Annotated in this window: 21 protein-coding genes; 5 read left to right on the plus strand and 16 right to left on the minus strand. The window is 45.6% G+C overall.

Annotation, left to right across the window (positions count from 1 at the left end):
- Positions 1-6 precede the first annotated feature (6 nt).
- A complete protein-coding gene (locus tag L21SP3_RS04250) occupies positions 7-435 on the minus strand; it encodes an acyl-CoA thioesterase (RefSeq protein ID WP_123785130.1) in 429 nt (142 codons plus the stop codon).
- A gap of 62 nt (positions 436-497) precedes the next feature.
- Between L21SP3_RS04250 and L21SP3_RS04255 the strand changes: the two genes are divergently transcribed.
- Together L21SP3_RS04255 and L21SP3_RS04260 are read left to right on the plus strand one after the other, a co-directional pair.
- Entirely contained in the window at positions 498-692 is a 195-nt protein-coding gene (locus L21SP3_RS04255; RefSeq protein WP_077539508.1) for a DNA gyrase inhibitor YacG, read from the plus strand.
- Complete coding sequence (locus L21SP3_RS04260; protein ID WP_077539509.1) at positions 689-1,999, plus strand: hypothetical protein; 1,311 nt, start codon at positions 689-691, stop codon at positions 1,997-1,999. Before L21SP3_RS04255 ends, L21SP3_RS04260 begins: the two co-directional genes overlap by 4 nt.
- A 1-nt stretch (position 2,000) precedes the next feature.
- Here L21SP3_RS04260 and L21SP3_RS04265 read toward each other — a convergent pair whose 3' ends face one another.
- Both L21SP3_RS04265 and L21SP3_RS04270 read right to left on the minus strand, forming a co-directional pair.
- Complete coding sequence (locus L21SP3_RS04265; protein ID WP_077539510.1) at positions 2,001-3,077, minus strand: RluA family pseudouridine synthase; 1,077 nt, start codon at positions 3,075-3,077, stop codon at positions 2,001-2,003.
- Between the two features lie 83 nt (positions 3,078-3,160).
- Positions 3,161-3,832, minus strand: a complete 672-nt coding sequence (locus tag L21SP3_RS04270) for a tetratricopeptide repeat protein (protein WP_077539511.1) — start codon at positions 3,830-3,832, stop codon at positions 3,161-3,163.
- A 203-nt stretch (positions 3,833-4,035) separates the two neighbouring features.
- Between L21SP3_RS04270 and L21SP3_RS04275 the strand changes: the two genes are divergently transcribed.
- The 3 genes from L21SP3_RS04275 to L21SP3_RS04285 are packed head-to-tail and all read left to right on the plus strand — an operon-like array spanning position 4,036 to position 8,922.
- Positions 4,036-5,826, plus strand: coding sequence for a DEAD/DEAH box helicase family protein (locus tag L21SP3_RS04275; RefSeq protein ID WP_077539512.1), 1,791 nt, complete (start codon positions 4,036-4,038; stop codon positions 5,824-5,826).
- Between the two features lie 13 nt (positions 5,827-5,839).
- Entirely contained in the window at positions 5,840-8,056 is a 2,217-nt protein-coding gene (locus L21SP3_RS04280; RefSeq protein WP_077539513.1) for an SMP-30/gluconolactonase/LRE family protein, read from the plus strand.
- A gap of 2 nt (positions 8,057-8,058) precedes the next feature.
- A complete protein-coding gene (locus L21SP3_RS04285; protein WP_077541826.1) occupies positions 8,059-8,922 on the plus strand; it encodes a fumarate hydratase in 864 nt (287 codons plus the stop codon).
- 5 nt (positions 8,923-8,927) lie between these two features.
- Here the strand turns inward: L21SP3_RS04285 and holA are convergent, their stop codons facing one another.
- The 13 genes from holA to L21SP3_RS04345 all read right to left on the minus strand — a co-directional run bounded on the left by holA (position 8,928) and on the right by L21SP3_RS04345 (position 19,119).
- Positions 8,928-9,920: a DNA polymerase III subunit delta gene (holA, locus tag L21SP3_RS04290; protein ID WP_077539514.1), complete on the minus strand. Its 993-nt coding sequence runs from the start codon at positions 9,918-9,920 to the stop codon at positions 8,928-8,930.
- An 86-nt stretch (positions 9,921-10,006) separates the two neighbouring features.
- Positions 10,007-11,266 (minus strand): M48 family metallopeptidase, encoded by a 1,260-nt coding sequence (locus L21SP3_RS04295; protein ID WP_077539515.1) that lies wholly within the window; start codon positions 11,264-11,266, stop codon positions 10,007-10,009.
- A 54-nt stretch (positions 11,267-11,320) separates the two neighbouring features.
- Positions 11,321-11,626 (minus strand): HigA family addiction module antitoxin, encoded by a 306-nt coding sequence (locus L21SP3_RS04300; RefSeq protein WP_077539516.1) that lies wholly within the window; start codon positions 11,624-11,626, stop codon positions 11,321-11,323.
- A gap of 20 nt (positions 11,627-11,646) precedes the next feature.
- Entirely contained in the window at positions 11,647-12,213 is a 567-nt protein-coding gene (locus tag L21SP3_RS04305) for a LemA family protein (RefSeq protein WP_077539517.1), read from the minus strand.
- 41 nt (positions 12,214-12,254) lie between these two features.
- Positions 12,255-12,629, minus strand: a complete 375-nt coding sequence (locus L21SP3_RS04310) for a TFIIB-type zinc ribbon-containing protein (RefSeq protein ID WP_077539518.1) — start codon at positions 12,627-12,629, stop codon at positions 12,255-12,257.
- An 81-nt stretch (positions 12,630-12,710) separates the two neighbouring features.
- Positions 12,711-13,676, minus strand: a complete 966-nt coding sequence (locus L21SP3_RS04315; protein ID WP_077539519.1) for an ATP-grasp domain-containing protein — start codon at positions 13,674-13,676, stop codon at positions 12,711-12,713.
- 123 nt (positions 13,677-13,799) lie between these two features.
- Positions 13,800-14,576, minus strand: coding sequence for a dockerin type I domain-containing protein (locus tag L21SP3_RS04320; RefSeq protein ID WP_077539520.1), 777 nt, complete (start codon positions 14,574-14,576; stop codon positions 13,800-13,802).
- Positions 14,577-14,595: 19 nt separating this feature from the next.
- Complete coding sequence (locus tag L21SP3_RS04325) at positions 14,596-15,351, minus strand: prepilin-type N-terminal cleavage/methylation domain-containing protein (protein WP_161488092.1); 756 nt, start codon at positions 15,349-15,351, stop codon at positions 14,596-14,598.
- 1 nt (position 15,352) lies between these two features.
- Positions 15,353-16,171 carry a hypothetical protein gene (locus L21SP3_RS11975; RefSeq protein WP_161488093.1) on the minus strand — a complete coding sequence of 273 codons (819 nt, stop codon included), beginning with the start codon at positions 16,169-16,171 and terminating at the stop codon, positions 15,353-15,355.
- Between the two features lie 101 nt (positions 16,172-16,272).
- A complete protein-coding gene (locus L21SP3_RS04330) occupies positions 16,273-16,569 on the minus strand; it encodes a hypothetical protein (RefSeq protein WP_077539522.1) in 297 nt (98 codons plus the stop codon).
- Entirely contained in the window at positions 16,556-17,005 is a 450-nt protein-coding gene (locus L21SP3_RS04335; RefSeq protein WP_161488094.1) for a Fur family transcriptional regulator, read from the minus strand. The genes L21SP3_RS04330 and L21SP3_RS04335 overlap by 14 nt, the downstream gene beginning before the upstream one ends.
- Positions 17,006-17,174: 169 nt before the next feature.
- Entirely contained in the window at positions 17,175-18,443 is a 1,269-nt protein-coding gene (locus L21SP3_RS04340) for an ABC transporter permease (RefSeq protein WP_077539524.1), read from the minus strand.
- Positions 18,430-19,119, minus strand: coding sequence for an ABC transporter ATP-binding protein (locus L21SP3_RS04345; protein ID WP_077539525.1), 690 nt, complete (start codon positions 19,117-19,119; stop codon positions 18,430-18,432). Before L21SP3_RS04345 ends, L21SP3_RS04340 begins: the two co-directional genes overlap by 14 nt.
- Positions 19,120-19,133: the final 14 nt, after the last annotated feature.

Below are 19,133 nucleotides of genomic sequence, written 5' to 3' on the forward strand. Positions count from 1 at the left end.
GCGAAATTATCCAGCCGGGTAGAGGTAATCCGGTATTTTCATCGGCTTGCCTTTACTGTCAACACAGGCTACGATTGTTTTGCCCTCAGCGACTGTCAGCTTTGTATCAGCCCTGAAAAGCGTGTATGTATGCTCAATTTTGGCCTTTGTAACATTACTGCATTCAGTTTTGAGCGTAAGCTGCTGGTCGTAGTATGCAGGCCTTCGGAATTTCACCTGAATCTCAGCAACCACCATCCTGCAGTTATTCTCCTCTAAAAATGAATACGCCATTCCGTTCTCACGCAGCAGCTCTGTTCGGCCTATCTCAAAGTATATTGGATAAACGCTGTTGTGTACTATTCCGCCCTGATCTGTTTCGGAGTATCTGGGCACAATTTCAGTTTCTGTTACTGGTTTGTGTATTTTACCTGAAGACATTATAATATAACTCATAAATTTTTGATTTATTGTTTTTCTCTTGCCAAAAAGACATAGATTGTTAAAGAATATAAAAAATGAGAAGTTATGCAAATAAAAATGTGTTTTCCTGCAAGAAATGCGGAAAAGAGATCGCCGGACTGAAAGAAAACCCCCATTTCCCGTTCTGCAGCAAGAGGTGCAGATATATGGATCTGGGCAGCTGGCTCAGCGAGGAATATACATTGGAAAAGCAAGAGCAGGAATATTTTGATACCGGAGAACAATTATGAACAGCGAATCCGGCACTAACAGATGTCTCAGTGTTTTTTTTAGAAACCTATACTTCACCCAAATATTCAAGGCCTTCAGAGTTGCTATAAACCCTTCGAGGCTTTTCATAGCCTTTCTCGGGGTAATACTTCTTATAGCCTCAGGCTATCTCCTTCAAAACCTTGAGAGAGAAGTGAAAATAATTAATAAAGAGGAGGCTGAGAAATTTCACCCGGAAGTTGCCGACGTTAGCGAAGGCAGCTCTCCAATAACGGAGATAGATGTATATCTAAGCAAGCCCCACGAACTGCACAAATTCGCGAATGCAGAGTTCAGCAGGGAGATAGGCGTTTTCAGGGCTTTGGCTTGGAAGGTCTCGGGCAGCATCAATTACATCACTCTGGAAAGCGTAAAGCTCAATGCCCTCGGTATTTTTACAGAGCTTGGCAAGCTTGCCAAAACATTTTTCTGGTCTGTTAAATTTTACCCGCTGTTCGCAATCCCCTATTATCTTCTTTCAGTTTGTGTGCTTGCCTTTTTCGGAGGGGCGGTATGCAGAAGCGCGGCTATAGAGCACTGCTCAGGCACGAAAACCGGTCCTGGAGCAGGTCTCAGGTTTGCTTATGAAAAGGTCTGGGATATGCTTTGTGCCCCTCTTGCTCCAATCGTGCTTATGATATTTCTCGGGTTTATAATATTTCTTGCAGGAGCGGCCTGCCGACTGCCTGCGGTGGGAGATTTTATCTTCGGTTTCTGCGCAGTATTCGGGCTGATAATCGGGTTCGTAATAACGCTTATTCTCATAGGTTTTATTGCAGGCGTGCATCTGATGGCTCCTACTATTGCAGTGGAAAATTCAGATTTCAACGAGGCGGTAAACCGTTCATACGGCTATGCCTATACAAAGCCTTGGTATCTGCTTTTCTATTCGCTTATAAGCATATTTTACGGGGCAATATGCTATATGTTTGTTAGGCTTTGCGCATACCTAATGCTCAGAATCACTTACGCATTCTTTGAAGTTTCAGCCCTAAGCGGAGACTGGGGGCTCAGGGAACATTGGGCAAGGCCGGTATTCTTCAACCTCAGCGGGACGATGGGTTCAGGCACAAATTTCGGCTCCGAACATTTGCTTCTGAATATTGCAATAATACTTGTAATCAGCGCTATCGCAAGCTTTATGGTAAGCTTCTACTACTGCTGTTCGACTATCATATATACACTGCTTAGAAAAAAGGCAGACAGTGAGCCCATAGATAAAATATTCCTTTTCTCAGAAAACAGGAAGCATGAATTGTCAGGAAAAGATGCAAAGCAAGAAAGCTGAATCAGCGGTATGTTCTGAGCATATCGAGAAGGCTGGCCATATCCTGATATAACGGCGCCTCGAAGCTCATCCTCTCCCCAGTTCGGGGGTGGTTTATCTCGAGCCAGCCTGCATGGAGGGCTTGGCGGTTAATCAGAATATCCTGCGGGCTCGGCAGTTCATTCTTAATCTGCCAAGGGTAAACAACCTTCCCGCCGTATATACGGTCTGCAACTATCGGATAGCCCAAATGAGACATATGAACGCGAATCTGATGCGTTCTGCCTGTGTGTATGTCTATTTCCACATACGCATAGCCGTTGAACCTCTCAAGCACCTTATAAACCGTAATAGCCTTTTTCCCCTCTTCTGAACGGACGGCGAATTTCTCACGAACTGTTGGGTGCGGGCCGATCATATTCTTTATCATATCGCTGTCGAGCTCAGGGGTGCCGTGCACTACAGCAAGGTATTTTTTCTTTGTAGAGCGGTTCTTGAACTGCTGGGCAAGGTTGTACTGGGCATCGTCGTTTTTAGCAACGATAATGCAGCCCGTAGTGTTTTTATCCAGCCTGTGTACTATCCCGGGACGCATCTTCTCACTGCCGGAAGAAAGCGTTTTGCAGTGGTATGCAAGGGCATTTACAAGAGTGCCGGACTTGTAGCACCTCGCAGGGTGCACCACCATCCACGGCATTTTATTCACTACGATTATATCATCATCTTCATAGAGAATGTCAACAGGTATATCTTCAGGCACAACTTCCTGATCTACAGGAGGAGGCAGAGTAATTTGAATTATATCATCCTGATTAAGGCGGTGAGATATCTTTACCGGCTCGGCGTTGACAAGAATCTCTCCTGAACGAATCAGCCTTTGAACTAGAGTCCTTGAAAAGCAGTTGAACCGTGTGCTCATATACTGGTCTATACGCCGGAATTTGAGATTCGGACCTACCTTGAGGCAGATCTGCTCGCCGCCCTGGTAATTATCCAAAAGAATCTGGAGCTCAGTAGCGTTAGCAAACCTGCCTTCAGGCGTCCAAATCTGGTTGTCTTCTATATCTGTCTGATTGCGATGCTTTTCGCTGGTATTCATAACTGTGTGAGGTTAGAATTAAAATAAATAATCTTTGACGCCGGCTTACGTATGAGGACGCCACGCATAATTCTTACCTCAAATCAGGAACTTTGTTCATTTTCCTGCTCAGGAGCATTTTCAGCAAAATTGAAATCGGTTTTCAAATCTGAAATGAATTTTAATCTTTTCTCAGCAAGCTTAGGTAAAGCCGTATCGGCATATTTCTCGCTCGTAACGAGCTTGCCGAGGATGTTTGAAGCCTGATCAAACTGTTCAAGGTCTATCCTGCAAAGGGCGATTCCAAATTTGGCCATCCCGTCCACAAGCGGGTCTTCTTGAGCAGTTTTTTCGGCCTTTTTGTACATCTCGAGCGCCTCATTTATCTCGTTTTTTTCTGCTCCCTGTTTCCAGATTGAAGCACGCATCGCATCAGCGGCCTTAACGTAAGCAAACCCCCTCTGCACGGGAGAGGTGAGATTATCTGCCTTAGAGATCGCATCTTCTATCAGCGGGTCCAGAGCGCTTGGCTCTGCCTCACCCTGCCTGATTTCGCCGAGTTTGGTATTAACCTGCTGGAATATATCATTAACCGCCGCCTGCTGCTTAACATCCGGCCTTACAGGCTCTTCCTTGGCAAGCCACATAATTCCCGCTGCCACTATAAGGCAAATGCTGATTATTTCCCTTATATATTTCTTTATAAACCCAGGCGCTTTTTTGATAAATTCCTCAAAATCGTTACGCTTTAACTCATGGCGTTCTTCAGAATCCATTATTCAACCCTTATTAAACATCATATTTAAATTCGATTACAAAACGGTTATTATAGAAACTTTGCTTTTGGCTTGCAATACTTGTTTAACACTTATAAAATTTAACTGGATTACAGATTACGAAAACGCTAAAACCTCTGCACGCTTTTTTTCGTACTTATCGGCGGAAAAAGGATTAGCAGAATCAGCAACAGGAAAATAATATGCAAAGAAAAAATTTTTTATTTATTGCCCTTTCAGCCTCTTTACTCCTTGCAGCAGGCAGCTTCTGCAAGGGTTCAGACATAGACACTTCAAAATATATGCCTCTTAAAGAAGTTAAGGCGGGTATGGAGGGTTATGCCCTTAGCGTTTACAAGGGCACGGAAATTGAAAAATTTCCCATCAGAGTTGTCAGTGTGATGGAAGACTACCGCCCCGGGCAGGACGCCTTCCTGATAATGGGCACCGGCAAGAAATTTAAGCATACAGGGCCGGTTGCCGGTTGCAGCGGTTCTCCTGTAGTAATAGAAGGCCGGATAGCCGGAGCACTGGCCTTTGGCTGGTCTTTTCCGAAAGACCCCCTTTACGGCGTAACGCCTATAGAAGAAATGCTCGCTATAGACAAGCGCAAAAAACAGCTTAAAATAATCGAATCTCCTTCAAGCATAGCCAGCCTTACAGACGACAAACTCAACTACAAGGCAATCTGCGGAAAGATTAATGCTAAAGCTTCAAGTATGCTCGGAGGTGAGGGGAGCCTGATATGCTCATCATTCAGGCCCAACACCATCTCAGGTCTTGAAGGGCTCTCGGCAGATAATATGCTTTACAATGCAGCTGGTGCGTCCAGCACTTCAAACGCCTTGCCGAATTTCGAACCCGGGTCTGTGATATGTGTTCCGCTTGTGGACGGGGATATAAAAATGAGCGTAGTGGGCACACTAACCGCAGTTGAAGACGATAAGATATTCGCATTCGGCCATCCTTTCACGGGTGAAGGCAGGGTAGAACTGCCCTTCTCGGCCGGCGTTGTGCATACGGTTGTGGCCAGTCAGCAGAGGTCGATGAAGCTTGCAAGCTCAACAATACCTGTAGGCACGCTTACAGCAGATGAAGAAACCGGCATATACGGCGAGATCGGCAAAAAACCGCCGCAGATAAAAATGACTTCAAAAATCTTTTCATACGACACCCCGAAAACAAAGGTTTATGAATGCCTGCTCGCAGACCATCAGATTTTCTCGCCAATGCTTGCTCAAAGCATTATCACCAGCACCGCTGCTAAAAATTCAGAGCCTCCCGAATTCCACTCAGTTTACTACAAAGCGGTATTAAACGTGGAAGGAATCGATGATATTGTTATCGATAATATATCAAGCGGTTCAGGGATGAGAACCGCTGCCTACGAGGTGGGCGGAATTTTAGGCTTGCTTCAAAGCAACGAATTCCACAGGCCGAAAATACACAGCATAGATTTCACCTCTCGAATTGAAAACAAAAACATACAAGCCAAGATCACTTCTGCAGAAGTTAGCGATCTGGAAATTCAACCGGGGGACAATGTAAATATCGATCTTATGCTTGAGAAAGAATTTGAAAAGGAAAAGAGAGCTCAAATTTCTCTGAAGATTCCTGAAGACACCTCTCCGGGAGAAAAGGAGATTCTTATCTCAGGGACCACTCAATACAAGGCGTTTGTAAATAAAATGGAGCCTGACAGACCGCTCTACGACGATTTCGACTCAATGATCAGCGCTATTAGAAAAGACATGAGCTTCGGGAAGCGCATTGGGCTGTATGCCTATATGAAAACCCAGCGCAGCGGCATAAGCTACGGCAAATTCAATATGGCAAACCTGCCCGACAGCAGAGCAGCTGTTATCGCTAATCCAAAACGGAATTATAAAGTACAGCCTGTTTACGACTGGATAAGCAGCAAACTTGACGTACCATACATCATAAACAACAGTATAAAAGTAAAAATAGAGATACTAAACAAGAGCGAAAAGTAACGGGAGAACCTTAATGAGATACGCCGGAAAAATTTTATTCTGCATAGCTTTTACAGCCTCAGCATTTGCAGTAAATTCAAAACTTTACAAATTCGACACAGCAATGGATTTTACTGCCGGTGAAACCGAAAACACGGCAATAGATTCCGAGGGAACTCTGCACCTAAACAAGAAGCATAAACTGCTTGCTGATAAGCTGGAAGATGTATGGGCAGTAAATGATATAGTTGTTATTGAAGGCGAGGTCTTCGCTGGTACAAGCCCGAATGCAGGACTTTTCAGAATCACTGATAAAAAAGCTGAATCTGTTTACCGCTCTGAAAATAAAGATGCCAAGCCCGTTGGGCCCGTAAAAGAAGAAAACGGCGAAAAAGAGGATAAGGCTGATAAGAGCAAGTCAGAAGAAAAAGAACAGGTTGTAAACGAACATATCTTTGCTGTTGAGAAAGGCTTTGAGGGCAAGCTAACCGCAGGAATCAGCGGGGAAGAATGCAGGATTCTGGAATTCGAAAAAGACCTCAGCAACCCTGATACTCTCTGCAAAATTGAAGATGCGGCCTTTATATTCGACCTCAAATTTCATAACAACAGCCTTTATGCTGCCACAGGGCCGAATGGCAAGATTTTTAAGATATCTCCCGAAGGTGAGACAGAGGTATTCTTCGACAGCATAGACCGCGGGATAACCGTTATGGCTTTTCATAAAGGCAAGCTCTATGCCGGCACGGATAAAAGAGGCCTGCTCTACTGCATTGATATGGAATCTAAAAAGGGAAGAGCTCTTTTCGACTCGCCTGAGATGGACATAACATCAATAAATTTTGATGATGAAGACAACATCTACATAACAGCAGCAATTGAAGACCCTTCTGCTGAAAGCAGCAACGGAGCTGATATGCCCGGTTATATGCCTCCGCACCCCAAGGAAAGCAAAGATGAGAAGGACGAAAAGCTTTTCACCCTCCAAAACGGCGGCCTGCGTTTGAAACTCGCAGCCACTGCCAAAAAAGACATGCTTGAGCGGAAAGAAAACGGAGGCGATCAGAAAGAAAAGGTAAAAAGCGCTTTATACAAAATAGCTCCGGACGGAATCGTTTCTGTTCTCGGGAAAGGCAGCGGCGTTTTTCTCGATTCTATAATGCACAAAGGCAGGCTGTGGGTAGCTGACGGCAAAGACGCTTCGCTCTCACAAATCGACACCGATAAGATAGTAATCGAAAATGTTTACAGGGATAAGGTGTCCTCTGAGATCACCTCTCTTTACACCTCGGGCGGCAAAATCTATGCTGCCACAGCAAATCCGCCGCGCATTATTGAATTTTACAAAGGACTCAGCTCTGAAGGCTGGTGGCAGTCTGATACGATAGATGCCAAACAGCCTTCGAAATGGGGCTCTGTAAAGCTGGAGGCAAAAATTCCGGAGGGATGCGAAATTCAGTTCTCCTCGAGGGGTACAAACGTGCAGAACGCAAGAGAAGAAGATTTCACCGAATGGACAAAACCGCTGTCTGCTCAAAGCGAAAAGCCTGCAATCGAAGGCAGCCACAGATTCCTTCAGCTTAAGCTGATGCTCAAGGGAATGGAAAACCGCTCGCCGAAGGTGAATGCCGCGGCAGTGGCGAGCGTTGTAAGGAATATTAAGCCGGTAGTGGCGGCGCCTATGATAAAATCCGAAGAGAAGAAAACCGAGGCCGTTATCGCAATACCTGCCAAAGACGAAAACGACGATGAGCTCGTATTCAGCATTGATATACAGGGCGAAGATTCGAAGAGATGGGTGAATATCGAAAAAGACCACAAGGAAAAGAAGTTCAAGTGGGACACATCAACCGTACCGGACGGAATCTACAAGCTCAGGGTTACAGCGAGCGACAGGCTCAGTAACGGTCCGGAAAATGCTCTGGAATCAGTGAGCACAGAAACTGAATACATCGTTGACAACACCCCGCCTGTATGCACCGGACAGAAGGCTGCAGTTGAGGGGAAGAAAGCAGAAATAAATTTTGAGCTTACAGACAAATATACCGTTATAGGCAAAGTGAGCTATACGCTCAACAGCAGTGATGACTGGAATACAGTGATCCCCGATGACTTGCTCGCTGACTCTAAGAAAGAATCTTTTACGATAAACTTAAGCGGACTCGAAAAAGGCGATAACATCCTTGCTGTCAAATACGCCGACGAGGCTGGAAACAGCGCTTATGAACGTTTTGTACTGGAAGCGGAATGAGCATCAGAACAGTTCAATATTTCCGTGTTGTACAAGCAGTTAGGCAGCTCTGCATAGACAGCTGCTATGAGCTCGGGGAAGACGTGCTGGATGCCTTAAAGCAGGCCTTGGAAAACGAGACAAACCCCACTGCAAAGAGCGTATTGGAAAAGCTTTTGCAGAATGCTCAAATCGCATCAAATGAGCGGATTCCGATATGCCAGGATACCGGCTTGGCCGTTTTTTTCGCAGAGCAGGGAGCAGATGTCAGAATCTGCCCGCCGGAGGATAAGCCTGAGGCAGCACTCGAAGATGCAATCAATGAGGGAGTTAGGCTTGGATACACCGAAGGACTTCTGAGAAAGAGCGTAGTGTCAGAGCCGCTTTTCAGCAGAGAGAACACCGGCGATAACACCCCTGCAATTATACACCACAAAATAACTTCGGGCGATAAACTCGAAATATCCGTTATAACAAAAGGCGGCGGCTGCGAGAACAAAAGCCGGTTTAAGATGTTCAACCCCACCGCCTCAGCGGAAGAGGTAGGCCAGTGGATCTGCAGAACAGCTCAGGAAGCGGGGGCTAATGCGTGTCCTCCGTTTGTGATTGGCGTGGGAATTGGCGGAGATTTTGAGCTGTCTGCGATTTTGAGCAAGAAGGCTCTTCTGCGCAGCCTTAAAGACAAAAATCCAAACGAAAAATACGCCAAACTCGAAGATGAACTTCTCGAAAAGATAAATCAGACCAACGTTGGGCCTCAGGGCTTCGGGGGACTTACCACAGCCCTCGGCGTAAAGATTGAATACGCCCCCTGCCATATAGCATCCCTGCCTGTTTCAGTGAATATTGAGTGTCATGCGCACCGGCACAAAAGCGTAAGCCTTTAGTGAGGTCATCTTTTTCTGTTCCTGCTTGCCGCCTTTACAACAAGCTGCTCAATTTCCACCTTCACCCTCGCCTGGCCGGTTTTGCTCTGGTAGTCTATCCTTCTAAGAGCCTGTATAACCTCTGCGATATTCACTAAAGGCCAGTTTCTCAGTCCTCTGAAAAACTCTTGGCGTTTGTATCTTATGCCCAGAGCCTGCCCCGCTCCAGCCTCGCTTTCGCCTTTGCCCAGCATAGCCTTGGCCTTAAACATACGCCTGAAATGAAACGCAAACGCGCCTACCGCTGTGTATTCTGCGTCTTTATCTGAGGCGAATAGATTCCTCAGTCTGCTCACTGCCTGCCCCGCCTGCCCGCTGGACATCGCATCAATAACATTAAACACCCCGAAGGTTCTGTTCGCCCCGCAGAGGGCTTCTACGTCCTGGTCTGTAATGGTATCTCTATCGCCTGTATAAACAGCGAGCTTTTCAACCTCGTTTGCTATCATCTGAGGCTCTTCGCCCGCAAATTCAATGATAAGCCGACCGGTTGCTGCGGAGAGTTTCTTGCCGCAGTTTGCCTTTGCATACTCGGAAGGATAAGAAACTATCTCTTTGAATGAGGGCTTGCTGACCTGCCTCAAATCGCCGGCAGATTTTATCTTTTTGGCAATTCTCGTATTGCTCCTCAGAGCAGAAGCCGTGAGAACAAGAATGCCCTTAGAGGCTGGCGAATCAAGATATTTTATCAGAAGCTCTGAATTGGAGCTGATAAAATTATCCGCCTGCCTTATCAGCACAACCTTCCTATCGGCAAGAAATGCCGGGGTTCTGAGCTCATCGAGAACCTCAGAGGCCTGAGTCTTATCGGGGTCTAAAACAACAAGCCCCATCTCCTGAGACTCAGGGGGGATAAGGGAGTTCACAAGCTTATCACAATCTTTGTTTACAAGAAAGGAATCCTTGCCCACAACTGCGTAAACCGGCGATAATTTTGTTTTGGTCTGTGCTTTTGCCATACGCTAAATGATATTGTTTATAATCGATGCTTCAATTAAATTACCAAACTATTGAAGGGTTTGTCCGAACTTTATGAACAAGCCCCCTAAACAGCTGCAGAAGCTGCGGCGGCAGCCGAAACGTTATGCAGAGTTCCACATTTGGGGCATTTTACTTTCTCGTGCTTATAATCCGGCGGTATCTTCAGCTTGAGCCCGCAATTGCATGTCAGGAATCTGAAGCTGTTTGCGGCCATAATCATATTTCCGACTTCCCTTGCCTTTTCTTTTCCGCTCATTTCATTGAGCCTCTCGGCGGGCGAGCGTTTTGAAACAGCCTGCTCCTTTTCGAGCTCACCCTGCGGGATAAGGCTGGATTTTTTACCCTCATGCGCTTGTGAATAAGATTTCTGATAATCCTTGTATGACGCTCCATGGCTCATATTGCGGAGGATTCGAATTCTCTCTTCTGTAGGAGGATGCGTGCTTGAGAGCGAGCTGAATTTCATCGCATTGCCCTCTTGAGGATTGTAGATATACATCGGCGCCTTAACCTTGCTGGTTTTCTCGGGGACAACCTTGCCCTTGGAAATCTTATCCAGAGCGTTTGCGAGACCTTCAGGATATCTTGTAAGCCTTGCAGCCGAGGCGTCCGCTAGATACTCGCGTTTTCTCGAGATTGAAAAATACATAAGCTGAGCGAGGATTGGAGCGAGAATCGCAAGCACAAGAGCAAGCAGAAGCATTGCAACCTGAGCGCCTCCGCCACCGCCGCCGGAAGATCTGTTTCTGGAGGAATACCTCCCGCCACCTCCGAGCATACCAAAACGGAATGTCCAGAGAAGCCCCTCGGACAGGAAGACTATCGTGCCGAGCATTATCCCGCAGTATGTCATATACAGAACGTCGCGGTGGAGAATGTGGGACATCTCGTGCGCAACAACGCCCTGAAGCTCGTCCCTGTTCAAACGGGACATAAGACCTGAGGTTACCGTAACGCAGGCGTTCTCGGGCTTTGTGCCTGTTGCAAAGGCGTTCATATGATTTTCCGGAATCACATACACCTTAGGCATAGCAGGCAGACCTGAGGCAATCTTCATCTCCTCTACCACGTTGTAGAGCTGGGGGTAGTTTTCTTTGGTAACCTCAACCGCCCTGCTGCCGGCAAGAAAAACCTTTCCCCCCGAAGCAGCGGCAATCAGAAATTGAACCAGCCATATCACAAAGGCTGCAAGAATGCCGAAATACCCGCCGTAAACGGGATCAATATACATACCGATAAACCAGCCGAGAAAAAGCATAAAACCAAACATAACGGTTATTAGAAAGGCTGATTTTCGTTTATTCGCTCTGATAAGTTCCCACATCAAAAATATCCCTTAGACCGCTTCAAAAGCGTGCAATCCTGTTTTAATAAAATTTCATCCCGTAGATTTCACAATAGGCCCAACATCATAGATTCGGTTTTTCTGCTTTTGCGCGGCCAAATCGTAAGTTATCTGCCCGTTGAGCCAGAACTGAGCCGTAGCTCCAAACGCCTGAGAAAGCAGCGATGCGGTTTGCGGACTCACAGACCGCCTGCCTCTGCAAATCTCATTTACCCTGCGCAGAGCTGCGATAATATGTTTTGCCAGCTGCGTCTGGGTGATACCCAGCGGAGTTAGAAACTCTTCCTGCAAAATCCTGCCCGGGTGAAAGGGAATTGCCGGCAAATCTGAAAGTTTCATCTTTACACCTCTAAAATTTATCAGAAGCTCACTTCCGGGGCCTGACGCTCCTGCTCGTTTTCCACCTCGAAGTAGTTCCATTTAGTAAATCTGAAGATTCCTGCGACAATGTTCGAGGGGAACATTGAAATTTTATTGTTGTACGTCATCGCCTGATCGTTATAGCCCTGACGTGCGAAAGCGATTTTGTTTTCAGTGCTTGTAAGCTCTTCCTGCAGAGCGAGGAAGTTTTGGTTGGCTTTGAGGTCCGGGTAGTTTTCCACTGTCAGCAGGAACTGGCTCATAGCCCCGTTGAGCTTCTGCTCAGCATCAATTTTTTCATTGACATTTCCTGCCCCGAGAGCCCTGCTCCTTGCATCCACCACGCCCTGAAGGGTCTGCTGTTCGTGTTTCATATATCCCTTGGCAGTTTCCACAAGGTTCGGTATCAAATCATGCCTTCGCTTGAGCTGCACATCAATTTGAGACCATGCGTTTTTCACCTGATTGAGGAACCGCACAAGCGAGTTGTACATCCCAATCGCCCAAAGTATGAGCAAAACCAAAACAACGCCAATTACAATAAGAACAATCTGCGAGGTGTCCATTTCATTTTCTCCTAAATAAGCAAACTATTATTAAACAGCTATTATTTTTTTTCAAGATCTTCAAACATACTCTTCAAAAGAGAAGCGATTCTGCTTTCAGGACCTGAGGCAGCTAAGATCACCTGATGCAGCTCGCCTTCATCAAACCAGAGCCCGTGCCCAGCGGGGCAGGAGTCTATAAGCACCTTTTCGCTTCCCATATATACCTTTTTCATTTTACGCATACAAATCGGGCAGCGAAGGCTCTTTTCGCCCACTTCAGCCTTCTCAAGGGCAAGAGATTCGCCCGCCTCGCCCAGCAGAAGCTCAAGCTCGCCGCTGTCGAGCCAGATTCCGCTGCACTGCGCGCAGTAGTCTATCTCAACCTCATCGAGCTCAAGGATAATCATCGGTTCTTTACATACCGGACATTCCATATATCAGCCTTTAACAAGAAACTATAACAGTTTATTATAACAAAAACAGTATTTCTTAATACGCCAAATACAAATTGCAGTTCAAACCCATATCTCAGAATCGTATCTGTACATCTTGAGCCCCTCCTGAAAACTTTGACATGCTTCGCTGCGGCCATCCGACAGCTCCTGCATAATCCAAAGCGGATAGTCTGCCCCAGCCCTGAATGTGAGCGGTGCGCCGCCTCCGAACCTTGCGTTTATCTCAATAAAATACATCTGGCCTTCGGGAGTTTTTATAAGCTGAACGGTAAGCACGCTCTGGCCCGGGCGGAGCGTTGCTGCAAGAATTCGGCACTGGGATATGATTTCTTCATCGCAGGCGGTTTGGCCAATGCTAACCTCCCCTGCCCGAACAGAAATTCTTCTTCTCGGCACAACGCAGCGAACTTCATTATCCTGTGATGTAAAGATATCGCACGTATATTCGATGCCTGAGATGTACTCCTGAATAATGCTGTTCGGGATTTTTTTTGCGTAAAACAGCAGCTCTTCCCTGCCTGCAGCTAAAACCGTGTTCGTGCTTGCAGACCCGTCCCAAGGCTTAATGAAAAACTCATTGTCGTTTGAAAGAGCCGCCTGATCTAAAGTGAAAATCTTTGGGCAGTTCAGTCCTGCAGACCGGAGAAAATCAAGGGTTTTCCTTTTATCCCTTGCAATCTGAACTGCGGGAAGATTGGGCACAAAAACCGTGCAGCCGGCATCTTCAAATCGGGCTCTGTTCTCAGCGAGCAGAAGCAGATCCAGATCAATAGTTGGAATAAGCAGGTTTATATTTTCCGCTCTCACGATTTCCAGAAGCTCATCGAGATAAGAATCCGCATAAACAGGGCTCACCCTGAAGGCCTTGTCGCACGCCTGACCTGCAGCGCAGTCTTCCCCGCGCATATCAGCCCCGTTTACTGTAACCTTGAAACCGCCCTTTTGCCCAGCCTGTCTGAAAGATTCAGCGAGAGATACCCGCCTTCCGCAGGAGGTGAAAAGTATATTAAAACCGTCTTTGAGCATCACTAACCCTTAAAATCACTGTCATTGCGGGTTATTTTAGCTTTTTATGCCCATTTGGCAATATCGATAAAAAACTCAAAGACTTAATATTCTTAATATGGTTATTTAAAATATGGAACGGGTTTAGAACTCTTCTTGCCAGTTTACTGCAAGATTCGCAAAATCTTCCATATTAACTGCACCGTCTCTGTTGGTATCAGCACGTTCATAAAAATCATTAACTGAAGAAGCCTGATTTCTAAGCCAAACTGCAGACAGCTCGAGCAAATCTAACAAATCCACTTTACTGTCAACAGCCAGATCACCCAGCAAAGGTTCAGCATTGAAAACCAAAGTAAAAGGTTCAGAAGACTCATACTTGCCTTCAGAATCTGTCATCTTCCAAGTAACCCAATACAAACCGGTCTGATCAACAGCCTGAAAAGAAAGGTGCATATGCGGATCGTTTCTAAGCTCATGGATTTCGCTATGGCTGAAAGACTGCTCGGCTTGACTAATAGTGAAAGATGGATAGTTTTTGTGCACAACCCTCAACCCCGTAGATATTGAAATGCACTCTATACTAATCTTATAATCCTCATCAGGACTGCCATTAAGGGCTCTCTGCGGGTCATAGGTATAGCCTGCATCGGGGTTTGTCTGCTGGAATTGATCGAAACCGGGCTCACCAATACGCCATTTATAGCTCGGAAAAATACTTTCTGTAAGCAAGTAATACCAGCCTGTTGAGCTGCGGTATTTTTGGCGGCAGTCTGCAAAGAGCCTGTTATCGTCTTCTGTGTCTGCGATGCCGTCCTCATTTACTCCTATAATAATATGATCCAAAGGGCATTCCGCAGAAGCTGCTGAAAATGTCAGCAGAAATAATGAAACTGAAAGAAGTATTTTTTTGAATTTCATAATTTTTCCTCAAAATTTTTTACGGGTTTTCAGGCCATTTTGGCGCCGATTCAGGATACCAGAAGCATTTATCAGGCCAAGCATAAGTTGATTCAAACTCGAGAGTTTCTGCATGACCGTCAACGAATAGATAATTTGATTTTCCTATATGCCTGTCCCAAGCAATGAACTTTTTAGCATACTCAACTGATCCTTCCCAAGATTCTGGATGGATATGATCTGCCAAATGGAAATTTTTCGTATTCGGCGCTTCGCTTATCCAAATGCAGTGCATGGGTTTATGTATTGAGTCAATACTGTTGTATATGTTCGAGTCCCCTTTGTACCTGTAATTCACAGGGTCAAGAAGCGCATTTACTGCAAAGCTGGAATACCTTCTGCTTTTCTGCTGCTCCAAGGGCAGGCTCCAGTCCACGAAATTATCTGCCTTATCGCTCGGACAGCGAAATAGAAGCTGCTCGCCTGTATAGTCAGACAAAACCTTAAGCCAATAATCATCTGGATTTGTTATATGGCAGGAACTTGGAGGTAAATTGTTGTTATGGTCTATCAAATAAGACTGTACAGCTATCCCCATCTGCCTCATATTGCTCCTGCATACAACCTTTTTTGCCCGCTTTCTTGCAGCATTCAATGCGGGCAGAAGAATCCCTAAAAGCAGGGCAATAACCGAAATAACCACAAGAAGCTCAATTAGACTGAAACCCTGAGCTCTTCCTGCGATATTTTTTATATTGCCCTGCCGAGCCGTCTTATGATTCGTTAAGCTCTTCATTTCAACGTCTTCTTCTAAGCAGCCACATGCCGCCCGCACTGATAAAGGATAGTGATATTGGCTCAGGCACTGTAACAAATGAGAATTCATAATCATCGGAAGCACTGTACAATCCACCTTCATCATAAGCAGAAAAAGTTGCAGTAACCTCCTGCCCCATCTCGGGAGTAAGCCAGAAATTAAAGGTCATATGGTCATGAATACCCCATGCATTTTTCTCGTCCAGCCACTTCTTGGAAAGCTGATAGCTGTCTCCATCCTCCATAAGTGCAGGAGTGTCGTTGGGAAGAAGCATAAAGAAGTCTTCGGAGGCTACAGAAGTATCTTCTCGTTTGAGAAAAATGTCCCATTCGGGTGTTATGTTCTGGTTTACACTGTCCAAATTCCATTTTCCCTGAGGCCCGTGCGCAGAATGCCAACCGTCGAGATGCTGAACACCTCCGGGATCGCCGTATCCGCCTGCTTCACTGTACATAAAGCTGCTTGACCACAGCTGTTTCCCTGAAGAACCGCCCTTCATAACGGGCGAGCCGCCATCCATTACCGGAGTGAGCCTTAGGAATGTACTCCCGTCTGCATTGCTCCATTGAGGCCAGCCGGGAGTAGACGCTTTGGGGTGAGAAGGCGGCAGAGAAAAAAACCAAAGCTTATTATTATCTGCTGAATTTGTATCTTCAGCAAGCTCAGAGCTGCTAGGTGCAGACCAGTCCGGTCTCCAAGTTGGATTTACTCCTATATGAGTATGAGCCAAAGGACAATCTGCATATCCTGAAGATATAAACAGACAAAACAAAAACGACGCCAATATCTTAAATTTCATAGTAATCTCCTATACTAATTTTTAGCAGTATTTATGCGCAGCCTGAGAATTCCTGATTTATCAGGCTGTTGTTGGTGTTTGAATAAATAATTGCAGCAGTGTTAGTATGGAGGAGCTCGGGGATTGATACTGATCAGCTGGATTTGCTCAATCAGGTTTTGTGAGATGATTTCCACTTCCAGTGAGATATAATGCTGAAAGATTACAACATCCGGAAAAGCCTCAATGATTTTTCCAGGACTGATTAATAATTGCTGGCAGATTGGGCAGTGGCCGCAGTCGTGCTCAGATGAATCTGCAAGAAAAAGGTGCCATATAAATAATGTTCCGCTTAAATTAGCGAAAAACAATACCAAAGCGGCAATACATAATAATTTTTTGGTATTATTTATTCTCATATAATCCCTGAGCGAAGCATTCCGGCCCTATGCCTTCAATTACAGTTTTCTGCCTCAGAAATACCAAATCATCCCTTCGGCTTTCTATGAGAGGGATTTTTTCGTCATAAAGGCAGATTACCCTGCCGCATTTTATGCACTTAAAGTGCGGATGACACTGATGTTTGCTGCATCTGTCGGCCAGTTCATATTCACAATCGCGTTTATCAAGATAAGCCTTGTGAACAAGGCCCTTTTCACAGAACCTCTCAAGGATTCTGTAAACCGTAACCTTATCAATTTTTCGTGAGCCTAATGCACTTATTATATCACCCCTCGCCAATGGATTCTCAGCGCTGAGAAGAACTTTTAAAACTTTAATCTGTGATTTAGTACAGTTCAGCCCGTATTCTTTCAGCGTCTTCTCCGGACTATCATTTTTTCTTCTTAAATCCATAGTTTTTCCTGTTAGCATAAAATGCAATATAGTTGCATTTTACAGCAAAAAAACTCTAACTCAAGAAAAAATTAAATCAAAAACAGCTTGTAATATGAGATGCAGTTAAATGCCAGAAAAGCAATCCGGCCTCAGTTTTACTGAAAGCTTTCTGTCAGCATAAAGCGGTTTATTCTGCTCTGAGCACTTCGATAGGGTTCTGCTTTGCGGCTTTCATAGCGGGGTATGTACCGAAAACGATACCGATAGAGCATGCAATAGCAAACGCAACTATCATAATCCAGTATGAATAAACGACCGGCCAGCCTGCATAGTAAGAGACAGACTCTGCGAGGCCTATGCCCGTAGCAATCCCCACAACAGACCCGAGGGCAGTTAGGGTAACCGTTTCCACGAGGAACTGGAGAAGTATATCTTCCTTTTTTGCACCAAGAGCTCTTCTTGTGCCGATCTCTTTGCGTCTTTCGTAAACGCTTGCGAGCATAATATTCATAATCCCCACCCCGCCTACAATAAGCGAGATGCCGGCTATCGAGCCCATTACCACGGTAAATATCTGCTGGGTTTTCTGCCTCTGCTTAAATAGCGAAAACGGCACTATAACCTCCCAGTCTTTCTGATCCTTATGAACCTTTACCATATAGTTCTTTAATCTTCTGGCCGTATTGTTTATGAACTTAAGCTCTTTTACCTTCGCTATTATCAAATCATAATGAACAACGGTAATATTAACGCTTAGTCTCTTCATATCATACGAATAACCGTCATAGAGATCGGTAATAGTTTTCTGCGGCGCAATTATCATATCGTTGACGCTTCCCAGATTCGCCAGCTCAGAGCCTGAGGAGTCTTCGATTTCTCCAACTACCCTCCAGATCGAGTTTTTTGCCCTTATGGTTCTGCCAATAACATTTCTGCAGTCAAGGCCGAAATACTTCCTCTTAACATTCTTGCCCACAACGCATATTCTTGACTGAGTTTCTGCATCTACAGGTGAGAGCCATCTGCCTCTTATAAGCTCGGCTGATGTGGAATCCAGAAATGTTCTCTCCGCTCCAACCAGCTTCAAATCGAGCAGTGCAGTTCCTGAACGCACCTCCATTCTCGTATCAGTTACAGTTGTGATTTTGTCGATATTATCAAGCATACGAAAATGCTGCAGGTCTTTATCTGTGATGCCGAACTGCTCAACCATACTCTGATTCTGCCCGGAAGTTTCACTGCCCACATCAGAAGGCTTTTTGCTGTAAACGATAATGTTCTCAATACCCATAGACTGAATCTGCGCGAGGGACTCCTCACGGGCTCCTTCAGATATGGCAAGCATAGCTATCACGCTGGCAGTGCCGAAAATAACACCCAGAGAGGTAAGCCCGCTTCTAACCTTATGCTTGAAGAGATTATGCAGGGAAAGGCCGTATAGATCACTGAGTTTCATAATCCGCTTCCACCTTCCCGTCTCTGAGATACACAACCCTGTCGAAAAAACTCTCGTACTCGGGGTTGTGTGTTACTGCGATAATAGTTGTTCCGTTTTCATTGAGCTCCCGGAACAGATCCATAACTTCATTCCCTGTATTCTCGTCAAGATTACCCGTAGGCTCATCTGCAAGAATGAAAGTGGGGCTGTTGGATAGAGCCCTCGCTATTGCCACTCTCTGCCTCTCGCCTCCTGATAGCTCGTAGGGGCGGTGCTTGAGCCTGTGGCCAAGACCCAGACGCTCAGCCAGTTCCTCAGAGATTTTTCCCCGCTTCCTTTTTTGCATATTACCGTAAACGAGGGGCACCTCAATATTCTGAGCAACACTGAGATAACCGAAAAGGTTGAAGCTTTGAAAGATGAAACCGATTTTTTTGTTTCGCAGCTCTGCGAGCTTTCTGTCTCCAAGGGTGCTTGTATTGGAGCCTTCAAGGCTGTAGCTTCCTTTTGTGGGCAAATCAAGGAGACCCAGCACGTTCAGCAAGGTTGATTTGCCGGAGCCGGAGGCCCCCATAATCCCAAGATACTCTCCAGAATCTACAGAAAAGTTTATCCCCTTGAGCACCGGAACGTTTCTTGACTTGGAGATCTGGTAGCTTTTATGGATTTCACTGAGCTCTATAACAGAGTTCATTGTCTTCTCACACT

It is taken from the genome of Sedimentisphaera cyanobacteriorum, from assembly GCF_001997385.1.
Classification (GTDB): domain Bacteria; phylum Planctomycetota; class Phycisphaerae; order Sedimentisphaerales; family Sedimentisphaeraceae; genus Sedimentisphaera; species Sedimentisphaera cyanobacteriorum.